This window comes from Bacillus sp. SJS (assembly GCF_000732485.2).
In the GTDB taxonomy this organism is placed as follows: Bacteria; Bacillota; Bacilli; order Bacillales; family Bacillaceae; genus Metabacillus_B; species Metabacillus_B sediminis.
In genome coordinates this window covers 90,233-113,765 of the sequence record NZ_JAQV02000007.1, presented here as the reverse complement: position 1 = coordinate 113,765, position 23,533 = coordinate 90,233, and the positions used below count along the sequence as shown (strand labels likewise).

Here is a 23,533-nt window from a genome sequence, read left to right as displayed (position 1 = left end):
TCAGAGCAGGATGCTCTGAGCTTATTTCGTGCTATTTGCTGTGTAATTCTCTTATTTTTTATCCGCATCCTTTTGAATAAGTCTCGATAGCTGCAGCATCGTAACAGGAAGAGCGGACCTTGAGCTGAAGGCCAAATATTTCGGTTCCCAGCGGCTTGCGAATTTTTCTTTGTATTTCCGAATCCCTTCAAACTGATAAAAATATTGACCATGCTTATAAATTCGTGCCGCTGCTTTTTCACTCCAGAAGGCGTACTTATTCTGCCCGACATTTGATAAGGGAGCCATTCCGAGATTAAACCACTTATAGCCCTGTTCTTTCATATGAAGCATGATGGAGACGAAAATCATATCCATTGTGCCGCTTGGTACCTCTCGTGAATGCCTCATCAAATCAACGGATATGGTCTCTCCGTCATATACAGGGATGATGGTTGCGAATCCGATTAACGTCCCGGATTCATCTCTTAAAATAGCTACCGGTGCCCGCTGAATATAATCCCTGTCAAAAAAACCTAAAGAAAATCCTTTCTCTTTTCGCCCTCGCAGCCAGTCTGAAGAGACATTCTCAAGTTCCTGAATAAAGGAATCAGAAAAAGGAGGTTCGGCAATTGTAAAAACATATCCTTCTCTCTCAAATTTATTTCTCACGGTACGCATATTTGTTTTTTTCTTTCCGGTCAGCGTAAATTCTTCAAGATTCACATACGCCTCTTCGCCAAGTTTGAAAAATTGATAGCCATGTTCATGGTATAGCGAAAGCCAGTCTTTCTCTGTTTGATAGAAAATGGGTGTGAAACCTCTCATATCAGCGTATTCCCGAAGCTCAGTAATGGCATTGCCGAATGATCTGTCATTCCCGATCGGATCTCCGAGCACCACTAATTTATCAGAATAAACGGTGTACATCATAAAAACGTCACGGTCTTTATTCCAAAAATAATCTTTATCCCCCATAAACGCCAAATGAGTTAACACATTCCCATTGGTGTTTTCCAAAAACTCCAGCAGTTCGTCTGAATCTTTTTCCATATGTTCCTTTTTCGTTAAAAAGGTGAAGCCGATTGTGTAGAAAAGGATCGCAAGAATAAAACCTGCTGCAGCTGTAAGAACCAGCTCTCCGGGTGTCTTTATAAGAACGTCCTTTACAGAAGCGGGCAGAGACAGCCGTTCAAACGGCTGATCGAAGAAACCGATTGATACATAGCCGAACAAAGAACAGGTAGTCAATGCCATCATATAGATTGAAGCTTTCCAAGAAAAAGGATGACGTTCCCGGTAAAAATGATTTTTGGAAAATCTTAAGAGGGCAAGAATGGCGAATAAAAAAATAGATTCTTCATAATCCAGTCCTTTTGAAAATGTGAACAGAGCTCCTGCCAATAAAGCAATATAGGTTAGCACATAAGCACTTCTCACTTTAAGCTGAATGGAACGGGATAGTAAAAGCAGGGATATTCCAGCTGTTACAGACAAAAGATCGGAAATAGTGAGAAAGGGTTCAGATAAAAGCTTTTCTGCAAATGTAATCCTCTCAACAATTCCAGGTGTTGCGGCAGATAAAAGAAGGAGAACGCCGCTAAGGAAAACTAAAACAGCCAGGGCCCAAAAGCTTAAATTAGGAATAAGCGAATTTGGAATAAAGGAGAACCGTTTCATCCATTTGTTATTTTTGAACGGATCGACCGTATTTCTCGTTTGAGAGTAAGCTTCCGGTAAAGCGAATAACAGACCTATAATAAAAGGGACAAGAGAGTAAAAGACCCGATAAAAAAGCAGAATGATTAAAATTTGGCTGTCATCTGCACCAGCATGATTCAAACCGACTAAGAGCAGCAAGTCGAATGAACCAATACCCCCGGGAACTAAACTAATGACGCCGGCAATTGAAGCAATAACGAAAACCGCCAGCATGGAAATGAAGGGGAGATTTGTCCCTGTTATTAGGGCGATGGACCAAAGTACAAATGCTGCTGAAAGCCATTCCAACAGGGAGCCTGCGATTCCCAATGCTGTCCATCGATTTAATGCGAAATGAGCTTTTTTATCCTTGAAAATAAGAAAAATAAGCAGGTAAACCGGCAGATATAGGGCCATTCCCCATAAAACAAATTTTACCCATGGATGGCTATTATACATCGGTATCCTATAACCTTCTGAAATAAGAGGGAGCCATGCAAGAACCGAAAGCCCGGTTAACATAATCGGCAACAGCCAAATAATGGAGGAGAACAGCTTAGATGAATCCTTAACGTGTTTATGAAGCAATAAACCTCGTAAACTTGCACCTGCAAGACCGCCAAACCCTATGACACTATTAAATGTGTTGGCAATCCAAGAGATCTTTAAAAAGGTATGCCAAGACAAAGAGATTCTTAATTTTCTGATTAACACAAGGTCATATACCATTAATGCTGAGACTCCGGTTAATCCTATTAGCAGCATTGAAACGATTTGAACGGGTTCAAGGGATTTCAGCTCGATTAACAGCCGGGAAGGATTAATCTGGGCAATTTCATTCTTTCCCTCTATATAAATAAAAATGATGATGATAAACGGGATTAATATCTTAGCCAATTTGACTAAGTTGAAATGCTTTCCCATAATAATTCTCCTTTGCGCACAACCCTATAAAATCTTCGTTTAAATAGGCGATGTAAATGATTTTAACGTACGCCTGCTTCAAATAGCTGAACAGATTTTTTGATTTCATATGTAGAATTAATTGAGGCTCTTTCTGTAAGAATCAATCTTTTCTTCAAGCATTATATCGGTAGCTGACAAAACAGTGAGCTGATCCTGGATGCTTTTTCGATGCTGCTCTAAAAGCTCAAGCCTTGCCAGATTTGTATGCTGGCCTTCTTTAAATAATTGAGCATATTCTTTAATTTTCGCTACAGGCATTTTGGTTTCTTTTAATTTAAGAACAAATTGCAGCCATTTAAGATGCAAATCGGAATATATTCGATCTCCATTGGATTTGCGATCCGGTTCAATGATTGCTTCTTTTTCATAATATCTTAATGTATGGGTACTGACTCCTAAAGCTTTTGCAGCTTCGCTGATTGTATACATGATTGCCTCCAAATTTGACTTAGAGTTAACTCTAATCAGTATAATGAAATCGTAAAAGAATCACAATATAGAATGCAGAAAATAGGAGGAGATCATATGAAGTATACGGTTATTACAGGTGCAAGCTCAGGTATCGGATATGAATCGGCTCTTGCCTTTGCCGCCCGCGGCAAAAACTTAATTATTACAGCCCGCAGAGAGGACGAGCTTCAGAAGCTTAAATCAGAAATCCAGAGTCTCAACTCTGATCTGGATGTGGTGATCCGTACGGCTGATCTATCTTCATCAGAAGAAGTACACCAATTTTACGAAGGTCTTAAAGATTATGACCTTGAAACGTTTATCAATAACGCAGGTTTCGGGAACTTTGCAGCTGTTGGTGAACAGAACCTGAATAAAATCCAAACGATGCTTCATCTGAATATTGAAGCATTGACGATTTTATCCTCACTTTTCGCAAGAGACTACTCTGATAAAGAGGGCACACAGCTGATTAACGTTTCATCAGGAGGCGGGTATACCATCGTAGCCGATGCCGTTACCTACTGCGCGACAAAGTTTTATGTGAGTGCTTTTACTGAGGGTCTTGCACAGGAACTTAAATCAAAAGGTGCTCCTATGCAGGCAAAAGTACTTGCTCCTGCTGCAACAGAAACAGAGTTTGCCAAGCGTTCGATGGATCTTGACAGCTTTGAATATGAAGGAGCCGTTCCGAAATTCCATACGGCTAAAGAAATGGCCGGCTTCATGCTTGATCTGTATGACAGTGAAAAAACAGTCGGACTTGTGAACGGAGAAACGTATGACTTCGAACTGAAGGATCCGGTTTATCCTTACGCAGATCGGAATCGCAGATAAAGAGTAAGAAGCGCTGGATCGCGGATCCGGCGCTTTTTTTTGCTTTGGCATTCATGGAAAATGAAAGCCAATACTTTCCTGATAAATGGTATAGTTAGAGAAGCTGATTTTAAATGTGTTTACAGAAAGAAGGATAATGATTTGGAAGCTTCTCTGGCAAAAAAACGATCTGTGAAATTGAATTTTTATCTATTTTATTTTCTTGTGTTTTTCGGTATTGGGTCTCTCTCCCCGCTTCTTTCAGTTTATTTACGGGATGAGATTGGTCTTTCAGGGAGCCAGATCGGTATGGTGCTTTCGATCAGTCCGGTTGTGATGATTCTGATTCAGCCAGTCTGGGGAATACTGAGCGACGTAACGAAGAAGCCTGTTCACCTCCTCACCGCAGCAATTGCAGTGACGGCTTTGATGGGAATCGCCTATTCGGCCGTTTCAAGCTATTCACTCATTATTGGCGCCGCAGCGCTGCTCGCCATATTCCAGGCAGCCATTATTCCATTATCGGACAGCATCTCGATTAACTATGTTCAAAAAACGAAAATGGACTATGGTTCGATACGGCTTTGGGGAGCCATTGGATTTGCCGTATCGGTTCTGGCTGTCGGAAAACTAGCGGAAACCACCAGCCTGTCCGTTATTTTTTATACGTTTACGCTTGTTATGGGTTTAGGGATGGTTTTTGCCTGGCAGCTTCCGAGAGAAAGCAAGCCGATAAAGGTGAGCTTTAAAAAAGGGATGAGTGATCTTGTCAAAGCACCATCGTATTTTATCTTTTTGGCTGTTGCTTTTCTTGTTCTCGGGCCAATCCTCGCCAACAATTTTTATTTTGGTATTTTCGTAGATGATTTAGGGGGAGGGCTCGCAGGAATCGGACTGGCATTCATGCTTGCTGCAGGAAGCGAAGCACCCGTTATGAAATATGCAAACCGCTGGATTGGGAAATTCGGAATGAAACAGATTCTCCTTCTTGCCGCCATTGTTTCAATGGCAAGATGGTTCCTATATTTCTTCGAACCGCCGCTTGCTCTCGTCTATGCAACAACGGTGGCACAAGGGTTTTCAACAGGGCTGTTTATTCCCGCTGCACTTCAATATGTAAAAGATATCGCACCGGTTTCTGCAGGGGCTACAGCAATCAGTCTCTATTCCGCAGTAGGAAATGGCCTGGGCAACTGGTTTTGCACCTTTCTCGGCGGATTTATATTAGAAGCGTATTCCGTCTTCTCTGTCTATCTATTCTTTGGGATTTTATCGCTGCTTGCGGTTATCCTGCTGCTGTTTGTGAAGCAGGAGCCGGGGGCGCCAGCCTGAGCTATGCTGCCCCCTTATGTAAAGGGGGGCTTTTTATTATGGCGTGGAATAGGTGTATGAAAGGTAACAAGGACTTTTGGAAGCAGAATGGGCCCTTCATTTATTGCCATTATCAATCCTCAGTCGATTATTTTCAGCCAGGAGGAAGTAGACCAAGCGGCTATTAAGAAAATAGAACTTAGAAGCGCACATTATATTCCTGCAGAACACATCCCAAAGCTTGTTATTAGTGATTGGAAGAAGGATTATCTATATGGGCTGCAAAGCCTTGGACTGGATTTAATGATTACCGGTCCGGTCAAAGAGGATAAGTGAAGGAGGACAATCAGACATGGCAACATTCTTCTTGATGATCATCTATTTAGCTTTCATCAGCTTAGGGCTGCCTGATTCCGTACTCGGTGCGGCCTGGCCTGTCATGCAGGGAGACTTGGGGGAACCAATGGATCGGGCAGGCCTGCTCTTTATGACAATCGCTGCAGGAACCATTGTCTCTAGTCTGGCAAGCGGCAAAATTCTTGATCGGTTTGGTACAGGTCCCGTCACTCTTGTGAGCTGCCTGATGACAGCTGGCGGACTTTTGGGATTTTCTATTGCCCCTTCACTGATTTGGCTGATGATTTGTGCTATTCCCCTTGGTCTTGGGGCAGGAGCCATTGATACAGGCTTGAACAATTATGTGGCAATCCATTATAAAGCGCATCACATGAGCTGGCTGCATTGCTTCTGGGGCGCAGGAGCAACTCTGGGCCCGATTATTGTGGCACAGTCCATTTCTGCGGATAGCTCATGGAGAAACGGATATCTCATGATTGCCTTGATTCAGATTGCTTTAGCGGCCGTCTTATTTTTTACTCTTCCTTTATGGAAACGGGCCGCGGGTAGAAGTGAGCCTGTGAAAGAGGAAACAGCTGAAGTGGAACAGCCATCCGGAAAACCTGTCAAGGCTTATAAAATCAAGGGAGTTCATCTGGCTCTGTTTTCTTTTTTGTTTTACTGCGGTGCTGAAGCTGCAATAGGTTTATGGGGAAGCAGCTTTCTAGTGAATATGAAGGGACTGCCGGCCGCAACTGCTGCCCAGTGGGTTTCCATTTATTACGGCGGAATTACCGTTGGGCGCTTTATAACGGGCTTTATCACTTTAAAGGTAAGCAATCGGATGCTGATTTTAGCCGGACAGGGGATCGCATTAGCGGGAGCTATGCTGCTGGTTCTGCCGCTGCCGGCTGGCTTTGCACTCGCAGGCTTTGTTTTGACCGGCCTTGGATTAGCCCCGATTTTCCCGTGCATGATGCATGAAACTCCAGTGCATTTCGGCAAAACGCACTCTCAGACAATAGTAGGCTATCAAATGGCCTTTGCCTTTACAGGTAACACCTTTCTGCCTCCGATGCTGGGAATTGTTTCTGCTCATACAACAATTGGGATTTTTCCGCTGTTTATCGTCGCTGCGATTGGTGCGATGCTGTTCAGTTCTGAAAGATTAAACCGATTAATGAAAGAAAAAAGACAATTGAAGGAAGGGAATCAGGCAGCCTTTTAGTTACCTGAATTCTTTCTTCCTGAACTCTCCGGGAGTACAGCCCAGCTTTTCTTTAAATTTGCTGTGAAAATAGGATACGCTTTTATAACCGCATGCATCAGAAATAAATGAAACGGCTAAATCCGTTTGTAATAACAGCTCTTTAGCTTTGAATAATCGTTTCACTCCCAAATAGGCGGGGAGAGTCAGGCCGGTTACCCGCCTGAAAATCCGGCTGAAATGTTCGGGACTGACTAGAGCCTGCTCTGCGAGGGCAGGCAAGGTAAGTTCATGATCACTAAAATGCAGATCAATATAGAATAATACCTCTTTCATCCATATTTCACTCTTTGAAAGCTTGCGGGATGTTTCCTGAATAGCAGGCTGCTGTCTGGCAATCAGCAGAAGAATTCCCTGGAGATGAGCGAGCAGCGCATGACGGTATCCAATTTCTTTTTTTAACAGCTCAGTATGCATGCGGATTAAAATTTCTTCATGCTCTTTCATGTGTTCAGCTATAAGAAAATAGTGGAATTCTTTTTGGGAAAATGGTGACAGAAAGGAAAAGAAATCACCGAGCTCCATGGATTGAATAAGTGCAGGGTGGAATAAGACCACAGTGCAGAGGAAAGGATTTCTCTTAGAAGGATTCGCATGATGAATGACATTTCCCGGAATGAGGAAAAGGTCATTTTTTTTCATTGGATAAAACTCTTTATCGATAAAAAAGGTACCCTGTCCATCAAGGACGAACACAATTTCATACCAATCGTGAAAATGATATAAATGCGGCTCCTGCTCCGGATTTCCTTTTAAATGGTAAAAAAACACAAAGGGAAACATTGGATCGAAGCTGTGCGACTCTCTAACTGCATCCATTAATCAATCGTCCTTCCAAATTAAGCGGCCTTTTACATATCTTATAGCAAAAGTCTGGTCTCAACAATTAAAAAAACATCAAAAAAACGCACATTCAGGCACAAAAAAATAGAACATCTCTCTTTCCGCAAGCCTTATGATAACGTTAACAGGCAAAACCGTCTGTAAACAAGAAGAAATGAGGGATTGTTTTGAAAAACCAATTGGAAACGCTTCCAGACTTAAGCAGTGATTTCAGTCTTTCTCAGAATCAAATTCAAGAATACCAGGATAAAGGCCATATTTGTTTACGGGGAGCTGCTTCAAAGGAAGAAATTAAAGCTTATCGAGACGTGATTTATCAAAGAACGCTTGAACATACTGAAAAGCTCGCACCTTTATCAGAAAGGGATACGTATGGAAAAGCCTTTGTACAGGTGATGAACCTGTGGGAGCAATCAGAGGATGTTAAGAAGTTTGTTATGGCGCGCCGTTTTGCCAAAATTGCTGCCGATTTGCTGGGAGTTGACGGCGTCCGGATTTATCATGATCAGGCACTGTTTAAAGAGCCGGGCGGGGGTCATACTCCATGGCATCAGGATCAGACATACTGGCCGATTGACACAAATAAAACCATCACCATGTGGATGCCGCTTGTGGATGTATCGGATGAGATGGGATCGATGTCGTTTGCTTCTGAATCCCATAAACGCGGATATATCAGCAAGCTTGGGATCTCGGACGAATCCCACCGGACGCTTGGCGATTATATTGAGGCAGAGGGATTAGAAAAAGTGACGTACGGGGGAATGACCGCTGGGGATGCCACATTCCATTATGGATGGACACTGCACAGCGCGCCTGGCAATCCAACGGACCGGACAAGAGAAGTCATGACCATTATTTATATGGCAGACGGTACAACTGTATCGGAAATTGATCATGAAGCAAGGGAAAATGACTTAAAGCAGTGGATGCCTGGATTGAAAACAGGAGATAAAGTAAACAGTCCGCTGAATCCCCTTGTTTACTCCAAGACAAAATGAAGTTGAAAAGAATCAAATCCTTGTGGGGTATGGAGGGTTCTCTCAGCGAACAATTCAAAGCTGTCTCAGACGCAGGGTACAGCGGGATTGAATCCCCTCTGCCTGCTCATGGGCGGCAAAGCGAATTCAGGGAGCTGCTTCAGGAGCATCAGCTCGATTACGTTGCTCAAATTTTCGCAGAGGATTCAAGCAGTTTTGAAAAGCAGGTGGCGGATGCGGCAGAATTCCAGCCCCTCTTGATAAATTCCCAAAGTGCGAAAGATGATATGCCTTATGAAGATCAGCTGGTTTTCTTTACAAAGGCTGTTCAAATTGAAAAACAGGCACAAATCCTGATTGGACATGAAACGCATCGGGGAAGAGCGATGTTTACCCCCTGGAGTACGGCACATTTGCTTAAAGATATTAAGGATTTAAGCATAACAGCGGATTTCAGTCACTGGGTATGTGTGTGTGAGTCCATGCTGCACGATCAAGCCCATCGACTGGAGCTTGCCATTCAGCGAACCGTCCATGTCCATACGCGGGTGGGATTTAGCCAGGGCCCGCAAGTACCAGATCCAAGAGCCCCGGAGTATAAGGAAGAGCTGGATATCCATGCAGAATGGTGGAGGAGGATAGCGGAAGCACACCGTCAAAAAGGAGCCGGATTCTTAAGCTTTACGCCTGAATACGGTCCTCCCGGGTACATGCATACCGAGCCTTTTACGCAGCGGCCATTAGCCGATTTATGGGATGTCTGCCTGTGGATGGGGAATTTTGTGGAAGAGCGTTTGAGGGTTTAAAGGAATTAAGACGGTCAGCCTCATCCCTTCTTAAATTAGCCATCCCGACTGAATATTATAAACAACCTTCGCGGCAAGGGGTTAGTCAGGTTACTTGTTGTCTAAGGGCACAAGTAACTTGGAATCCCCTCTTTCAAATTTCTGCATGACGCTTAATCTGTTCAGTCATTCAAAATGCTTTTTTCTAAAACATCATACTTATTTTCAAAATTCCGTTCAATATGAACTTCACCCCAAGCACATAATGCATCGAGAATATCCTTCAGAGTCCAGCCATAATCCGTCAGTGAGTATTCTACTCGCAAAGGGACCTCGTGAAATACCTCTCTTAAAATAAGCTTGTCTTCTTCTAATTCCTTAAGCTGCTGAATAAGCATTTTTTGCGATATACCCGGCATAAGCCTTTTCAATTCACTATTCCTTCTTGTTCCAAGAATTAAATGGCACAAAATAACTACTTTCCATTTTCCTCCAATTACTTCGAGCGCTGCTTCTACAGGCATCGTGTATTTCTTCATTTAAATTTTGCCTCCAAATCTATAGGTACTAAACGGTAACTTCGGCACCGGATGGTAACTTAATAACTGTAAAGTGCGTACTTTTCACGTTGAAAATTATATTGCATACTGAATGAGCTAGCAAATGATAGGCAAAATGAGAAAACAAAAACAAAATACCTTGAAAGCGAGATGTTTGTATTGAAACTAAATTTAACTGATAAATTAGTACTTGTAACAGGATCAACAGCTGGAATTGGGAAAGCAGCTGCCGTCAGTTTTCTTAATGAAGGAGCAAGAGTTATCATTAATGGACGGTCAAAAAAAAATGTGGATTCAGCCGTGGCAGAACTTTCTTCCCTTGGTACGGTTTACGGTATAGCAGCGGATGTTTCTAAAAAAGATGAAACGGACAGCCTGATTGCACAAATCAAGGAGTTAGGAGATTTAGACATCCTTGTTAATAACACAGGGGTGTTTGCTGTCAAACCATTCGAAGAGGTAACAGATGAAGAGTGGCTGGATTACTATCAAATTAATGTAATGAGCGCTGTACGCCTTTCACGAGCATTCCTTCCTGATATGATTAAACGAAATGAAGGCAGAATAATTAACCTGGCCAGTGAAGCGGGCATCAAGCCATATCCAGAGCTTGTTCCTTATGGGGTTTCAAAGACGGCTCTTATCACTTTATCCAGAGGGTTGGCCGAGGTAGCTAAAGGAACGAATGTAACGGTTAATTCTGTCTTGCCAGGCCCAACATGGACGGAAGGGTTTGGTACCTTCATTAACGATATGGCATCAGAAAACGGCATGGATCTGAAAACATATATTAAGGAATATTTCAAAAACGATCAGCCTACTTCTCTGATTCAGCGGTATGCTACTGTAGAAGAAGTAGCGGATACAATCGTTTTCCTAGCTTCATCCAAAGCATCAGCAATCACTGGAACCGCACAAAGAGTAGAAGGCGGTATAATTCAAAGCATCCTCTAAATCAATTTGAAAGCGCCGGGTATACGCTCCGGCGCTTTTTATAATTGTACATCTAAACATAGAGACGGATAGATAATAAGCTTTTTTCTTGTATTAATTAAAAGTAAACAAATCGGTAGACAGGTAGCGTTCCCCTGTATCACAGGCTATGCATACCACTGTATCCTCAGGCGTCAGGCGCTTTGCCACTTCGATTGCCGCGAAGCATGCAGCACCGGATGAAGGCCCGACAAGGATTCCTTCTTCTTTCGCAAGCCTTCTCGCCGTTGTGTAGGCTTCTTCATCCTCGATGCGGAAAATTTCATCATATACTTCCTCGTTCAAAATAGATGGAATGAACCCTGGACTCGTTCCTACGAGTTTATGCTTTCCGGGCTTTCCGCCTGAGAGGACAGGAGATCCAGCAGGCTCCACTACATGCACAGTGAGGTCTTTCAGGTGTTTTTTCAGTTCTTCACCAGTTCCAGTGATGGTTCCGCCGGTGCCGGAGGTTGCAACAAATGCACTTAGCTTTTTGCCTGTCCCCTCCATTGCCTCTATTATTTCAACAGCGGTCGTTTTTCTGTGGGCATCCGGATTGGCCTCATTTTCAAATTGCATTGGCATGTAGCTGTCTTCAATTTGCTCGGTCAGTTCTTTAGCTTTTTTAATAGCCCCCGGCATTTTTTCATCTCCCGGAGTAAGGACGACCTCTGCTCCATATGCCTTTAACAGGTTAATTCGTTCCTGGGACATCGTATCAGGCATCACTAATATGGCTTTATAGCCTCGCGCGGCAGCGTTCATGGCAAGGCCAATGCCGGTATTGCCGCTTGTCGGTTCAATAATCGTCGACTTCTCAGTAAGCAGTCCGCTTTTTTCCGCTTCGGAAATCATCTGGAAGGCTGCGCGGTCCTTCACGCTTTTGCTCGGATTGAAGAACTCCAGCTTCAGGTAGATTTGTGCTCCGCCTTCAGGAGCAAGCCGGTTAAGCTTCACGAGCGGAGTTCTTCCAATCAAATCTGCCATATTATTTGCGACATCCATTCGTCATTCCTCCAGGTACTATTTGAAAATATCATATCAAAAATTAAGATGGTTTACCTAGTCATCGAATTGTGTATCCAATCCGTTCATTTGGTAGAATAGGAATAAGAGTTTTTAGCAAAGAGGGTAAAAAAATGGGCACACATTATTTTCTGGCTGTCCGCATCCCAAGACAGCAGTCAGCTATCATTCAATCATTGATCAAACAGGAGTGCAGCCGCATGCCGTTCAAACGGTGGGTTCACCCGTTTGATTATCATATTACACTTGCATTTCTCGGCGAGCCGCCTTCCGGGGAGCATCTTCTTCAGTTAAGCGGTGATTTATCCGAAATAATAGAAGGGAGGCTGCCTTCTTTTCATTTGGACTTTGCCGGGATTCAAACATTCGGAGCAGCAGATTCGCCAAGAATCTTATGGCTTGGAGTCCGTCCGTCTAGAACTTTGATGGAAGTGAGAGAGGAAGTCTATTCTAGTTGCATAAAGAATGGTTTTCAGCTTGATCCAAGACCATTCAAGCCTCATATTACCCTCGCGAGAAAATGGGACGGAAAAGATCCATATATGAATCCGGCCGGCTGGAACCCTGAGTCCATTCCTTCATTTGAAGCGCCAGCCATTGATTTGCTGCAGACAAATGTAAACGAAGAACCTAAGTACAAGACGATTCGTTCTTTTCCTTTAACAGGAGCGGATTCTTGATGCTGTATGTAAAAATCGCTATTCAAGTCGCTCTCCTTTTTGGAATCAGCATGACGGGTATGTATATACAAAGGGTTTCCCACCTTCAAATGCCCGGGAGCATGATTGGCATGATTCTGCTTTTCTGCCTTTTAAGGGCAGGATGGATGAAGCCGGAATGGGTTAGAGAGGGAAGTTCATTCTTGCTGAGAAATTTAACCCTTCTATTTGTACCCGGCACAGTGGGGCTGATCCAGTATCTTCATCTATTTGAGGGAAAAGGAATTCTTAGTGCAGCAGCTGCCTTTCTCAGTACGTTTCTGGTTATGTCTTTGACTGCCTGGATGACGGAAAAATCACTTAAACGAAAAGCAGCAAAAAGCAGAAGAAAGGGGTTGGAGTCATGATTACGGCCATCTTATCCTTTGCAGGAACCATTCTTCTTTTTAATGGAATGAAAAAGGTTCATACGTATCTTCCGACTCCTCTGCTGCTTCCTATTGTAACAAGTACTGCGATCCTTATTATGGTTCTGCTCCTGACGGGAACGGCATACCAGGCTTACATGGAGGGCGGAACTTTTATCAGCATGCTCCTTGGTCCTGCCGTCGTCGCTCTTGCATTTCCCCTGCATGATCAGTGGGACCGGTTAAAGAAGCATATGCTGCTGCTTGCCGGTGCTTCCTTTGCCGGTACATTGATTGGGCTTTTCAGCGGAATGTATATGGCCATCCTGTTCGGAATGGATTCTGAAATTATTCGTTCGCTAATGCCGAAATCTGTCACCGCTCCGATTGCAATGGATATCGCATCCATGATTCACGGAATTCCGGCTTTAGCCGCCGTATATGTCATGGTGGCGGGAATATCAGGATCGATGTTCGGACCGTTCCTGATGAAAAAGCTGCTTATCCAAAATCCAATCGCAGTTGGAATAGGGTATGGTGCTGCATCCCATGGTGTCGGTACGGCCAGGGCCCTGGAATACGGGGAACAGGAGGGTGCGGTCAGCTCAGCGGCGATGACCTTCAGTGCGATTTTTGCTTCATTATTATGTCCGCAAATTGCGGCACTACTTTTATAAAGGAGACCGATATGGGTCAATTGATCAAACTGAGAGATTACATATCAAGATATGAAATAGACCCTTATCACTATACGGGTCAATACATCCGTTTGAAAAAACATCAGTGGGAGAGAATTAACAAGGCCTGGGAGGAAAGGCAGTTCGACCCCTATCTTGTCCCGTTTCCTGCAGAGCCTGATCATGGGGAAGAAAAAGCTTCCTTTTGGGGAAAATGGCCGTTTCGAAAGCAAAGAGAACACGAAGAACTGGTTTCCGAGTTTCCGGCTTTTGCGGCTGAAGAACCCCCTAATATGCTGTTTAGCCATGTGCCTGCTTCCAATAACGATTTAAAGCATGAATTTCTGGATAAGATCTACCGCTTTCAGCTGAAATGGGCGAGCTCGACAATTCGTGAGCAGTCGGATTTTGACAGACGCTATTTTTATGACGAGACACTTCAATTTTTCCTGAAGCGGCTTCCCGATCATAATTTGTATATGCACAATGCCGTTCTCGAAGTGAAAAATGCGGCCGTTGAGATTGGTCCTGTTCTAATAACGCCTGCCGGAATTCAGTGCATTTCCTGGATTTCAGGCAAAAAAGAGGATATACTTGTCGGCTCCGGAGAAAGATTTTGGACCATTAAAAGCGGGAAATATACAAAAAAAACGTTAAATCCTTTGCTTGATTTACATCGTACATCCACGATTATTTCAAGAATTATAAAAAGCAGGGGAATTGATTTTCCTGTGATGAAACGGCTTATTTTTGAACATGGTTATGCTGATTTTCAAACACCCCCTTATGAGGTGGAGGTAACTGATAAGAGATGTTTCGATGAGTGGTTCAGCAAAATGAGAAATTTATCTTCACCGATCAAACATGATCAGCTGAGGGCAGTAAAAGCCATTCTTGACTGCACTCTAACCCGTTCCAGAATCCGCAGTGACTGGGAGGAGAAGGGAAATTAAGGGAAGTCCTCTAACACACGAAGGGCAATTGCACATAAAATGAATTATAGATCCGGTAATAAGTGGAGAGACTGAACAATTGCAGGTATTCATCGTAATTTATTCCTTTACAGTTTCTCCAGGGGGGAAGAGCAATGACGAGTGTAAACAGCCCATTTGAAGCTTACTTAGATGATCTTCATACCATTACCATTTTGCTGCCGGGAGATCGTCAGCATTCCTTTAAAAAAACGTTTACAGTGACAGATGAAGCAGGGAACGAATCTCCTTTATCTATGTCAGATTGTTATGATATTGAAAATTTTGTAAAATGCATTTGTCATTCAAGCATCCAGCTGAAAGCCGGTGAACGGCAAGTGGTTACTGATTCAAGCGGCCTCTCTGCAGAATTGCTGATGGGAGCTGTAATTAGAACGGCGGCTTTTGATGAACTATACGGATATGACGGTAAACTCGGAGTTGAATTTACGGAAGCCCAAATTTCTTTAAAAGTATGGGTGCCTACAGCAATAGAGGTTCGTCTCCTATTGAGCGATCCTGCCCAGCAGATAATCGAAATGCCGATGAGAAAGGCAGGCCAAGGAATATGGCGTGCTCAAACTGGCGTGGATCAATACGGGAAATTTTATAAATACCGTGCCTTGATTAATGGAAAATGGAGAGAAGCAGCAGATCCTTATGCAAAAGCTGTGACGATAAACGGGGAGTGGGGCGTCCTTTTGAATCCTGCAGACGCTCAGGTGGATAAAATTCCGGTTGCTCCTTTGAACCAGGTTACGGATGCCATTATTTATGAACTGCATGTAAGAGACTTTTCCATTCACGAAAACAGCGGCATGAGCGCGAAAGGGAAATTCAAAGCGTTTACAGAAAAAAATACGGCTTCAAAAAAAGGTTTTACTACCGGGATGTCCTATATTAAAAGTCTCGGGGTTACCCACGTTGAACTTCTCCCGATCTATGACTTTGAGGGAGTTAAGGAGGGCGAGGAAGACGGAGGCTACAATTGGGGCTACAATCCTGTTCATTTCAATGCACCTGAGGGCAGCTACTCGACGGACCCGGATAATCCGATGGCAAGGATCAGAGAGCTGAAAGAATGCATCCAGTCATTGCATGAAAATGGACTGAAGATGATTATGGACGGCGTATACAATCATGTGTATGATTTGAACCTGTCTTCTTTTGAAAAGCTAGTGCCAGGCTATTTTTTTAGAATGGATGAGTATGGCTATCCTTCAAACGGTACAGGAGTCGGAAATGATTTTGCCTCTGAAAGAAGAATGGCTAGAAAATTCATTTTGGATTCTGTCCGCTATTGGCTGGAGGAATATGATATAGACGGCATTCGTTTTGATTTAATGGGAATCCTTGATCTCGACACGATGAGGAAGGTAAGGGAGCTTGCCGCTTCGATTAAAGAAGATGCGGTTCTTCTTGGAGAAGGCTGGGATTTATCAACACCGCTTGGAGCGGATCGAAAAACGACCATAATCAATGCAAAGAAAATTCCCGGAATGGCCTTTTTCAATGATCGTTTCCGGGATGTGATAAAGGGGAGCACCTTCCTTCATGGAGACAGGGGCTTTTCAATGGGGGATGAAGGAAAAAAAGATGAAGCGCTCTCTGTTATAAAGGGGATTGTTCAATACAGCCAAGGTTCAGCCAAATGGCTTGAGGATCCTTCGCAATCGGTCAATTATGTAGAATCCCATGATAATCATACGTATTGGGATAAATTAAAAATTGCTGTACCGGATGCTCCGGATGAAAAGCTCCGTCAGTATCAGAAACTTGCTTCATCAATGGTGATTCTGTCACAGGGTATTCCCTTTTTGCATGCCGGACAGGAGTTTTACAGAACGAAGCAGGGCTGCGAAAACAGCTATAACCAAAATGATGACATTAATCATTTAGATTGGAACCTGAGAGAAGCATTTGAAGCGGACATAAAAGAAATAAGACAGCTGATCCAATTAAGGAAGTCTCATGGAGGGTTCAGACTAAGCAGCAAAGAAGAGGTTGAGCGTCATTTTTATATCCTTCCCTCTCCGCCATACGCCATTTATTATCTATTGAAAAATGTCGGGGAGTATGGAAATTGGTCAAATATTTTAGTCATTCATCAGGCGTGGGAATTTGACACGGAATTTGCTTTGCCGGATGAAGATGAGTGGGAGATTGCTTATTCCCCGGGAGCTCAAGACGGAATTTGCTTGGTTGAAAAAGGAAGTGTGAAGCTGAAAAACATAGGAACGTATATATTGTTTAAGCCTTAGGCCTTAGTTTTTCTTGACGGGAAATACCAGTAAACGATAAAATTTAAAAGGACGGCTATTGGATGTTACTTTGTGATTGCCTCAATTAGCGGTCTTTTTATTTTTTTTATATGATGACATTCTTAAAATGAATTAATATTTAAATATAACGAGTGGCTCATGATGAACTGTTTTTGAATGAGTCCATCTTCATTTGCCCTCGCCTGCAATAATGCTGTACGGGCTTATTGATAAAAATCTTAACATGAAATGATGGGTTGACATTGAATCAAAATTGGCTGGAACATCTGCTCGGACAAGAGTGGGAGCTTTCTCCTGCAGGAGGGGCTACGGGAGAAGCTTATTATGCCCGAAATGGGGAACAAAAGCTTTTCTTAAAACGAAATAGTTCGCCATTTCTTGCCGTTCTCTCAGCAGAAGGAATTGTTCCAAAGCTGGTTTGGACAAGGAGAATGGAAAACGGTGATGTGATCACGGCGCAGCATTGGCTGGAAGGCCGGGAGTTGAAGCCTGCTGACATGGATGGAGATCATGTAGCCTCGCTTTTACATAAGATTCATCATTCGAAAGAGCTGCTGGATATGCTGAAGCGGCTGGAGAAGCAGCCGCTGACGCCCTCATCTATTCTTGAAGATATTCGGGATACACTCGAGTTCGAAACATACTTTCTTCCTGAAATAGAAGAAGCTCTGCAATACCTTCATGACCGGCTGCCCGATGTGGAAATAGAAGAAAAAGTGGTATGCCACTGCGACTTAAATCATAACAACTGGCTGCTTGCGGATAACGACCAGCTCTATCTGATTGATTGGGATGGTGCTGTTATTGCGGATCCAGCTATTGATTTGGGGAACCTGCTGTATTCATACATTGAGGAAAGCCGCTGGAGTGATTGGCTTTCCCAATATGGCCTTGAGCTAACAGATCATCTGCGTCTGCGAATGTATTGGTATGTACTAGCTCAGACGATTGTTTCTCTCATGTGGAACCGCTCAAAGAACCACGCAAAGGAAATGCATCAGGCAGTACAAAATTTAACCTTGCTCCTGACACGGAAAATTTAAATTACGAAAAGGAATCGATATCCTGTATCCATTGGGTTAGATTCTGCTGCTGTGAAGTAATGTGCTGATTCAGTTCAGATGCGGACTTTCCATTTTGACTGTATTCGTAAATATTCTGAAGGACACTTTTAACATTTTGGTCAATCTGTGCATTGACCATCAAAGATTTAATGAGCCGTTCAATTTGTTCGCATTCCGCAACGGTTCCGCAGCAATCTGCTTGCTGCTCAGTCAGAATATCCTTTAGCAGTGTGACTTGATGATGATAATCCAGGGGCATGGTTCATCTTCCTTTCATTTTTGCTATACCTTTAAGATGTTCAACTGAATGCTTTTTATCCCGCCAAAAAATTACGCTCCGGCATGCAGCAGCTGCCGGTTTTTGTCTGTATAAAACCTAGGTTGATTCTCAAATCAACCTATTTTGCAGGTGCGGCAAGTATTGCGCAATACGAAAAGTCATGCTATTTTGTAACGAGCAGAATCTGAAAAAATGTACATGAGGTGTTACGATGCGAGTAAGAAACAAACCGTGGGCAAGCGAGTTTTTACAGGAAAACCGTCATATTGCAATCGCGCAGCCTTCTGAATTAAAAGGGAAATGGAAGGAGTTTTTTGGGAATTCCAATCCTATTCATATAGAAGTCGGGACAGGAAAAGGGCAATTCTTATCTGGAATGGCTAAAGCAAATCCTGATATTAATTACCTTGGCATTGAGCTTTTTCAAAGTGTGATGGTCATTGCCGTGCAGAAGGTCATTGATGCAGAAGTGGATAATTTGAAGCTTTTAAATGTGGATGCGGCGGTTTTGACGGATATTTTTGAGGACGGCGAAGTGGACAGGCTGTATTTGAATTTCTCTGATCCATGGCCTAAGAAGCGTCATGAAAAGCGCCGTCTTACTTATAAAACGTTCCTCGGCCTCTATGAGCGCTTGCTTGTAAAAGGAGGAGAGATTCACTTCAAAACCGATAATCAGGGTTTGTTTGAATTTTCATTAAGAAGCTTTTCGGAATACGGAATGCTGCTTACTTTTGTGAGCCTTGATTTGCATCAAAGCGATTTTGAGGGAAATATTATGACCGAGTATGAAGAAAAGTTCTCCAATAAAGGCCAAAGAATTTACCGGTCTGAGGCAAAATTTCAAAACGAGCCTAGTGAATAAGAATGAACAGGAGCCTGATTGTATCTGCCGGCCGGCAGATTCTCAGGTTCTTTTTCTTTCTCTGTTCCCATTGAACGGCTGCGCTTTCAGATAGGCAGAATTACTGTTAAAATGAAGCAGGGAGGGATTTTTATATGGAAACATTACGAATTGGTGAGATGAAGCTTACTTGGCTGAACGGCGGGGATACTCATATGGATGGGGGCGCCATGTTCGGGGTTGTACCGAAACCCCTCTGGTCCAGGAAATATCCTGTGAATGAGCGGAACCAAATTGAGCTTAGAACAGATCCGATTCTGATTCAGAAGGATGGGAAGAATATCCTTGTTGAGTCTGGCATTGGAAAAGGCAGGCTAACAGATAAGCAGCTAAGAAATTATGGGGTAACGGAAGAGTCAAAGGTTGAAGAATCTCTTAATGAACTTGGCCTTACTCCACTGGGCATTGATATCGTCCTGCTGACGCATATGCACTTTGATCATATTACCGGGCTTACAAAAGAAGTTGACGGGGAATTACAATCGGTCTTTCCGAACGCATCCATTTTTACGAGTGATATAGAATGGAACGAGATGAAAAATCCGAACATTCGGTCTAAAAATACATATTGGAAAGAAAATTGGAAAGCAATCGAGCACCAGGTTATACCGTTTACCGGTAAGGAAGAAGTTATTCCTGGTATTAAAATGGTACACACGGGGGGCCACAGCAACGGCCACAGCATTCTTATATTAGAGGATGCGGGAGAAACGGCCGTTCATATGGCCGATTTGATGCCGACACATGCCCACGATAACGTGCTTTGGGTTCTGGCCTACGATGACTATCCGATGACGTCCATCGAGCAAAAAGAGAAATGGCTGAGCTTTGCCGCTGAAAAGGAAGCATGGATCACGTTTTACCATGATGCCAAATACAGGGCAATCAAATGGAATGCCTCAAAGGAAACAGTAGACACTGTGGATAGAATAAAATAAGTTTTTATAAAAAAGGCTAGTGTAGACCACGGAGTTGATTTAAAACCTGCTAACTGCAATCTTCAGCCCAGTTTAACAGAGCTAAAAAAAGAAACAGAAGATATTCTTCTGCTTCCAAACGGGATTACGAAACCTTGTTCACTTCAAGCAAGAGTCCTGTTCCTGCGTGCACGATGGCCTCGTACTGCTCAAGTGATCCTTCAATGGTTCTCGTGATTCCGGTTTTATACACTTTATGACTGGATTCGTGGATGGAATAATCCTCTGGAACCGTATAAATCCAGGATCCTTCAATCGGTCCCTTTTTCTTAAATTCCTGCTTAACGAGCTGGAGTGCTTTATCGGACGAAATAAATGGGGATTTGAGCTGGTCTTTTAAAAGGTACGCTGCTGCGAAGCCTAATCCAATACCGGCAATTAAACCTTTGCATTTCATGACTATCTGCCTCCTTCAGCTTTTTCTATCTTAGTATACCTAAGTTAGCCGCCCTTGTTAAGCCAGGTGATTACATATACAGACAAAATTCGAAAAGAGGTTAGCGGAATGAATAAAGAAACTATGGATCTTTTTAGAACGCTTACGGAGCTTCCGGGAGCACCGGGAAATGAGCATGAGGTAAGAAAATTTATGAGAAGCCAGCTTGAGCAATACTCAGACGAAGTGGTTCAGGACCGTTTGGGCGGGATTTTTGGTGTGAAAAAGGGAAATCCGAATGGTCCTGTCATCATGGCAGCCGGTCATATGGATGAAACCGGGTTTATGGTTACTTCCATTACTAAAAACGGAATGCTCCGCTTTCAGCCGCTCGGAGGCTGGTGGAATCAAGTACTTCTTGCACAAAGGGTCATCATTCATACGAATAATGGTCCGATTCCGGGCGTGATAGGTTCCATTCCTCCTCACCTATTGAGTGAGGAACAGCGGAGTAAACCGATGGAAATTAAAAATATGCTGATTGATATAGGTGCAGACAGCGAGGAAGATGCCCGGCAGATCGGAATTAAACCGGGTCAGCAGATTATTCCGGACAGTGCGTTTACCCCAATGGCCAATCCTAAAAAAATTATGGCTAAGGCATGGGACAACCGGTATGGCTGCGGGCTGTCGATTGAACTTTTAAAGGAACTCAAAGATGCAAAGACCGATAATATTCTATATTCTGGTGCTACGGTTCAAGAAGAGGTTGGCTTGCGCGGGGCCCAGGCAGCTGCCAATATGATCAAACCGGACTTGTTTTTCGCCATGGATGCAAGCCCGGCTAATGACATGACAGGGGATAAAAAAGAATTCGGGCATCTTGGTAAAGGGGCACTTCTGCGGATCCTTGACCGGTCGATGGTCACTCACAGGGGGATGAGGGAATTTGTCCTCGATATGGCGGAGACACACAGCATCCCTTACCAGTATTTTGTTTCCCAGGGCGGAACGGATGCAGGACGGGTACATACCTCGAACGAAGGCGTTCCATCTGCAGTCATCGGGATTTGCTCAAGATACATTCACACACATGCTTCCATGGTTCATGTCGATGATTATGCTGCGGCAAAAGAATTGCTTGTTAAATTAGTAAAAGCATGTGACCAAAGCACGGTGGATTCGATCCGGGCAAACAGCTGATTCCCATGTACATGGAGGGAAAAAAATGATTGTAAGCATCGGGACAACCAATCCGGCAAAGGTCAGAGCTGTAAAACTGGCCTTTGCAGAAATTGATTTAATACAGGAATTCATTGAAGCTGATGTTTCGTCAGGCGTATCCAGCCAGCCTTTTTCAGATGAAGAAACGATGAAGGGAGCCATCAACCGGGCCGAGGCTTCCAGAAAAGAAACTGGAGCTGATATTGGTATTGGGCTGGAAGGCGGAGTCGTTGAAACCTCCTTCGGCTTCTTTCTCTGCAATTGGGGAGCGTTAACAGATGGAAGTCTTTCTCAGCCAATCGTTGCCGGCGGAGCCCGGATTCAGCTTCCTCTTGAGATCGGCGCGGAACTTGTAAAGGGCAGAGAACTAAGTGATGTGATGGATGAATTTGCTCACCGGACGGAAACAGGGAAAAATGAAGGGGCAATGGGAATCTTCACAAACGGAGCGGTAGACAGGGCAGAAATGTTTGCCCACGTTGTAAAACTGCTTGCAGGCAGATATCAATACGAAAAAAGCAGGCAGTCTCTTTAGTAGAGAGCTGCCTGCTTTTATCATTTAAAGCTATTGATCAACTATTCCTTATCGTAAATGTAGGACAATATTTGAATGGCCTGGCTAACAGTTTCAACAGTGACACTTGCTTTGCTGGAAAGTTCTTTAAGAGGATGATGCAGCTCCTTCGGTCTAATTAATATAAGCGGCTTGCCCATTTCAATCGCGGCACTTGCATCCATAGCGGTATTCCACTGCTTATAGGATTCACCAAATAAGGAGATGACAAGATCCGCTTTTTTCAGCAGCAAGGTCGTTCTCAAATTGTTAATTCGGGAGGCGGCTTCATCTTTATAAATTGAATCAGGCTGCTTCCCTAAAATTTCTTCGCCGATTTGGTCGGAGCGCTCATGATTTTCCATTGGGCCAGTGAATGTAATAGGCAAGTGAGCTGCTTTTTCTTTCAGCTCGGTCCTCCAGTCACTATGGATTTCTCCAGCCAAATAGACATGAATATTCATATCAATTCCCCCAATAATCAGATTCTACCTGTCAATACCCTAGCCGCGATGAAGAAAAACCGAAATTAAGGGAGGTTTATCCTTAAAATGGGAATGGTATAGGTAAGCACGTAATTGATATTTGATTGGAGGGTCAAGCAATGAAGAGGTGGATAAGCCTATTAACCGTTATTTTACTTGCTCTTACTGCAGGCTGCGGCGGAATTTCTGATAAGGAAATGAAAAAGCAGGCCGAAGAAAGTGCCTCAAAAAGCTTTGGTGAGAAGCCTCAAAAGCCAAATGAAAAGATTGAGAGCGGTTCATTTTACTTGCCGGAAAATTACAGCATCTCCTCTAAGAAGGCGAACAATGCAATCCTGACTAAGGGAGGGCAAAAGTTTTTGCTTTTCATAAATAAAAATGAACGAAAAGACAGTAAAGCTTCCTACGATTTGCTTCGCAAGGAATACAAGAAAAGGCTTGTTGATAAAACATTTAACGCGGATGGAGAGTTCGGCTACCTTTTCGTTCGAAATACAAAGGGAAAAGAATATGAAGCAATAGCAGGGATCGGCGGAAATAAACTGACCGCTTTAATTAAAAAAGAAGAGGTTCCAGAAGCAGCGGGCCAAATGATGAAGGTGCTTAAATCCATCCAATGAAACATGCGGATGGATTTAAGCCTCTTTTTTCTGGTATGATTCAACTATGTGAAATCTAG

The 23,533-nt window shown here is 43.4% G+C and carries 26 protein-coding genes; 18 read left to right on the top strand and 8 right to left on the bottom strand.

Features of this window, described 5'->3' with window-relative positions:
* Positions 1–51: 51 nt before the first annotated feature.
* Positions 52–2,604, bottom strand: coding sequence for a bifunctional lysylphosphatidylglycerol flippase/synthetase MprF (gene mprF / locus AS29_RS04175; protein WP_035409622.1), 2,553 nt, complete (start codon positions 2,602–2,604; stop codon positions 52–54).
* A gap of 117 nt (positions 2,605–2,721) precedes the next feature.
* Positions 2,722–3,075 carry a MerR family transcriptional regulator gene (locus tag AS29_RS04170; RefSeq protein ID WP_035409603.1) on the bottom strand — a complete coding sequence of 118 codons (354 nt, stop codon included), beginning with the start codon at positions 3,073–3,075 and terminating at the stop codon, positions 2,722–2,724.
* Positions 3,076–3,171: 96 nt separating this feature from the next.
* Between AS29_RS04170 and AS29_RS04165 the strand changes: the two genes are divergently transcribed.
* The 4 genes from AS29_RS04165 to AS29_RS04150 all read left to right on the top strand — a co-directional run bounded on the left by AS29_RS04165 (position 3,172) and on the right by AS29_RS04150 (position 6,787).
* Complete coding sequence (locus AS29_RS04165; protein ID WP_035409601.1) at positions 3,172–3,933, top strand: SDR family NAD(P)-dependent oxidoreductase; 762 nt, start codon at positions 3,172–3,174, stop codon at positions 3,931–3,933.
* 141 nt (positions 3,934–4,074) lie between these two features.
* Positions 4,075–5,244 (top strand): MFS transporter, encoded by a 1,170-nt coding sequence (locus AS29_RS04160; protein ID WP_035409599.1) that lies wholly within the window; start codon positions 4,075–4,077, stop codon positions 5,242–5,244.
* 87 nt (positions 5,245–5,331) lie between these two features.
* Complete coding sequence (locus AS29_RS04155) at positions 5,332–5,559, top strand: hypothetical protein (RefSeq protein ID WP_035409598.1); 228 nt, start codon at positions 5,332–5,334, stop codon at positions 5,557–5,559.
* A 16-nt stretch (positions 5,560–5,575) separates the two neighbouring features.
* A complete protein-coding gene (locus AS29_RS04150) occupies positions 5,576–6,787 on the top strand; it encodes an MFS transporter (RefSeq protein WP_035409596.1) in 1,212 nt (403 codons plus the stop codon).
* Here the strand turns inward: AS29_RS04150 and AS29_RS04145 are convergent, their stop codons facing one another.
* A complete protein-coding gene (locus tag AS29_RS04145) occupies positions 6,788–7,645 on the bottom strand; it encodes an AraC family transcriptional regulator (RefSeq protein ID WP_051860754.1) in 858 nt (285 codons plus the stop codon). It lies immediately after the preceding gene.
* A gap of 191 nt (positions 7,646–7,836) precedes the next feature.
* Here AS29_RS04145 and AS29_RS04140 point away from each other — a divergent pair, with 191 nt between their 5' ends.
* Together AS29_RS04140 and AS29_RS04135 are read left to right on the top strand one after the other, a co-directional pair.
* Positions 7,837–8,670 (top strand): phytanoyl-CoA dioxygenase family protein, encoded by an 834-nt coding sequence (locus AS29_RS04140; RefSeq protein ID WP_035409594.1) that lies wholly within the window; start codon positions 7,837–7,839, stop codon positions 8,668–8,670.
* Entirely contained in the window at positions 8,667–9,455 is a 789-nt protein-coding gene (locus tag AS29_RS04135; protein ID WP_035409591.1) for a sugar phosphate isomerase/epimerase family protein, read from the top strand. Before AS29_RS04140 ends, AS29_RS04135 begins: the two co-directional genes overlap by 4 nt.
* Before the next feature lie 161 nt (positions 9,456–9,616).
* Here the strand turns inward: AS29_RS04135 and AS29_RS04130 are convergent, their stop codons facing one another.
* A complete protein-coding gene (locus AS29_RS04130; protein WP_035409589.1) occupies positions 9,617–9,973 on the bottom strand; it encodes a winged helix-turn-helix transcriptional regulator in 357 nt (118 codons plus the stop codon).
* Between the two features lie 180 nt (positions 9,974–10,153).
* Here AS29_RS04130 and AS29_RS04125 point away from each other — a divergent pair, with 180 nt between their 5' ends.
* A complete protein-coding gene (locus AS29_RS04125) occupies positions 10,154–10,948 on the top strand; it encodes an SDR family NAD(P)-dependent oxidoreductase (protein ID WP_035409927.1) in 795 nt (264 codons plus the stop codon).
* 93 nt (positions 10,949–11,041) lie between these two features.
* On the opposite strand, the gene cysK is transcribed toward AS29_RS04125, so the two are convergent.
* Positions 11,042–11,974: a cysteine synthase A gene (cysK, locus tag AS29_RS04120; RefSeq protein WP_035409586.1), complete on the bottom strand. Its 933-nt coding sequence runs from the start codon at positions 11,972–11,974 to the stop codon at positions 11,042–11,044.
* Between the two features lie 134 nt (positions 11,975–12,108).
* Here cysK and thpR point away from each other — a divergent pair, with 134 nt between their 5' ends.
* The 6 genes from thpR (at position 12,109) to AS29_RS04090 (ending at position 18,034) form a co-directional block, all read left to right on the top strand.
* Positions 12,109–12,675, top strand: a complete 567-nt coding sequence (thpR, locus tag AS29_RS04115; RefSeq protein WP_035409583.1) for an RNA 2',3'-cyclic phosphodiesterase — start codon at positions 12,109–12,111, stop codon at positions 12,673–12,675.
* Positions 12,675–13,061, top strand: coding sequence for a CidA/LrgA family protein (locus AS29_RS04110; RefSeq protein WP_051860753.1), 387 nt, complete (start codon positions 12,675–12,677; stop codon positions 13,059–13,061). Before thpR ends, AS29_RS04110 begins: the two co-directional genes overlap by 1 nt.
* The gene (locus tag AS29_RS04105) at positions 13,058–13,738 is read left to right on the top strand and encodes an LrgB family protein (protein ID WP_035409579.1); all 681 of its coding nucleotides are present in this window, start codon (positions 13,058–13,060) and stop codon (positions 13,736–13,738) included. The genes AS29_RS04110 and AS29_RS04105 overlap by 4 nt, the downstream gene beginning before the upstream one ends.
* Before the next feature lie 11 nt (positions 13,739–13,749).
* Entirely contained in the window at positions 13,750–14,691 is a 942-nt protein-coding gene (locus AS29_RS04100; RefSeq protein ID WP_035409577.1) for a nuclease-related domain-containing protein, read from the top strand.
* Positions 14,692–14,825: 134 nt separating this feature from the next.
* Entirely contained in the window at positions 14,826–16,970 is a 2,145-nt protein-coding gene (gene pulA, locus AS29_RS04095; RefSeq protein ID WP_035409574.1) for a type I pullulanase, read from the top strand.
* Between the two features lie 257 nt (positions 16,971–17,227).
* On the top strand, positions 17,228–18,034 hold the full coding sequence (locus tag AS29_RS04090; protein WP_035409570.1) for a phosphotransferase family protein: 807 nt from the start codon (positions 17,228–17,230) through the stop codon (positions 18,032–18,034).
* A gap of 1 nt (position 18,035) precedes the next feature.
* On the opposite strand, the gene AS29_RS04085 is transcribed toward AS29_RS04090, so the two are convergent.
* Positions 18,036–18,314 carry a YtzH-like family protein gene (locus tag AS29_RS04085; RefSeq protein ID WP_035409567.1) on the bottom strand — a complete coding sequence of 93 codons (279 nt, stop codon included), beginning with the start codon at positions 18,312–18,314 and terminating at the stop codon, positions 18,036–18,038.
* 232 nt (positions 18,315–18,546) lie between these two features.
* Between AS29_RS04085 and trmB the strand changes: the two genes are divergently transcribed.
* Entirely contained in the window at positions 18,547–19,200 is a 654-nt protein-coding gene (gene trmB, locus AS29_RS04080; protein WP_035409565.1) for a tRNA (guanosine(46)-N7)-methyltransferase TrmB, read from the top strand.
* Positions 19,201–19,334: 134 nt separating this feature from the next.
* On the top strand, positions 19,335–20,177 hold the full coding sequence (locus AS29_RS04075; protein WP_035409562.1) for a YtnP family quorum-quenching lactonase: 843 nt from the start codon (positions 19,335–19,337) through the stop codon (positions 20,175–20,177).
* Between the two features lie 124 nt (positions 20,178–20,301).
* Here AS29_RS04075 and AS29_RS04070 read toward each other — a convergent pair whose 3' ends face one another.
* Positions 20,302–20,613 carry a hypothetical protein gene (locus AS29_RS04070; protein WP_035409559.1) on the bottom strand — a complete coding sequence of 104 codons (312 nt, stop codon included), beginning with the start codon at positions 20,611–20,613 and terminating at the stop codon, positions 20,302–20,304.
* A gap of 108 nt (positions 20,614–20,721) precedes the next feature.
* On the opposite strand from AS29_RS04070, the gene AS29_RS04065 reads away from it, so the two are divergent.
* Entirely contained in the window at positions 20,722–21,795 is a 1,074-nt protein-coding gene (locus AS29_RS04065; RefSeq protein ID WP_035409556.1) for a M42 family metallopeptidase, read from the top strand.
* A 25-nt stretch (positions 21,796–21,820) separates the two neighbouring features.
* The gene (locus AS29_RS04060; RefSeq protein WP_035409553.1) at positions 21,821–22,351 is read left to right on the top strand and encodes a DUF84 family protein; all 531 of its coding nucleotides are present in this window, start codon (positions 21,821–21,823) and stop codon (positions 22,349–22,351) included.
* 41 nt (positions 22,352–22,392) lie between these two features.
* Here the strand turns inward: AS29_RS04060 and AS29_RS04055 are convergent, their stop codons facing one another.
* On the bottom strand, positions 22,393–22,833 hold the full coding sequence (locus AS29_RS04055) for a YtoQ family protein (protein WP_035409551.1): 441 nt from the start codon (positions 22,831–22,833) through the stop codon (positions 22,393–22,395).
* Between the two features lie 140 nt (positions 22,834–22,973).
* Between AS29_RS04055 and AS29_RS04050 the strand changes: the two genes are divergently transcribed.
* A complete protein-coding gene (locus tag AS29_RS04050; RefSeq protein ID WP_035409549.1) occupies positions 22,974–23,474 on the top strand; it encodes a hypothetical protein in 501 nt (166 codons plus the stop codon).
* Positions 23,475–23,533 lie beyond the last annotated feature (59 nt).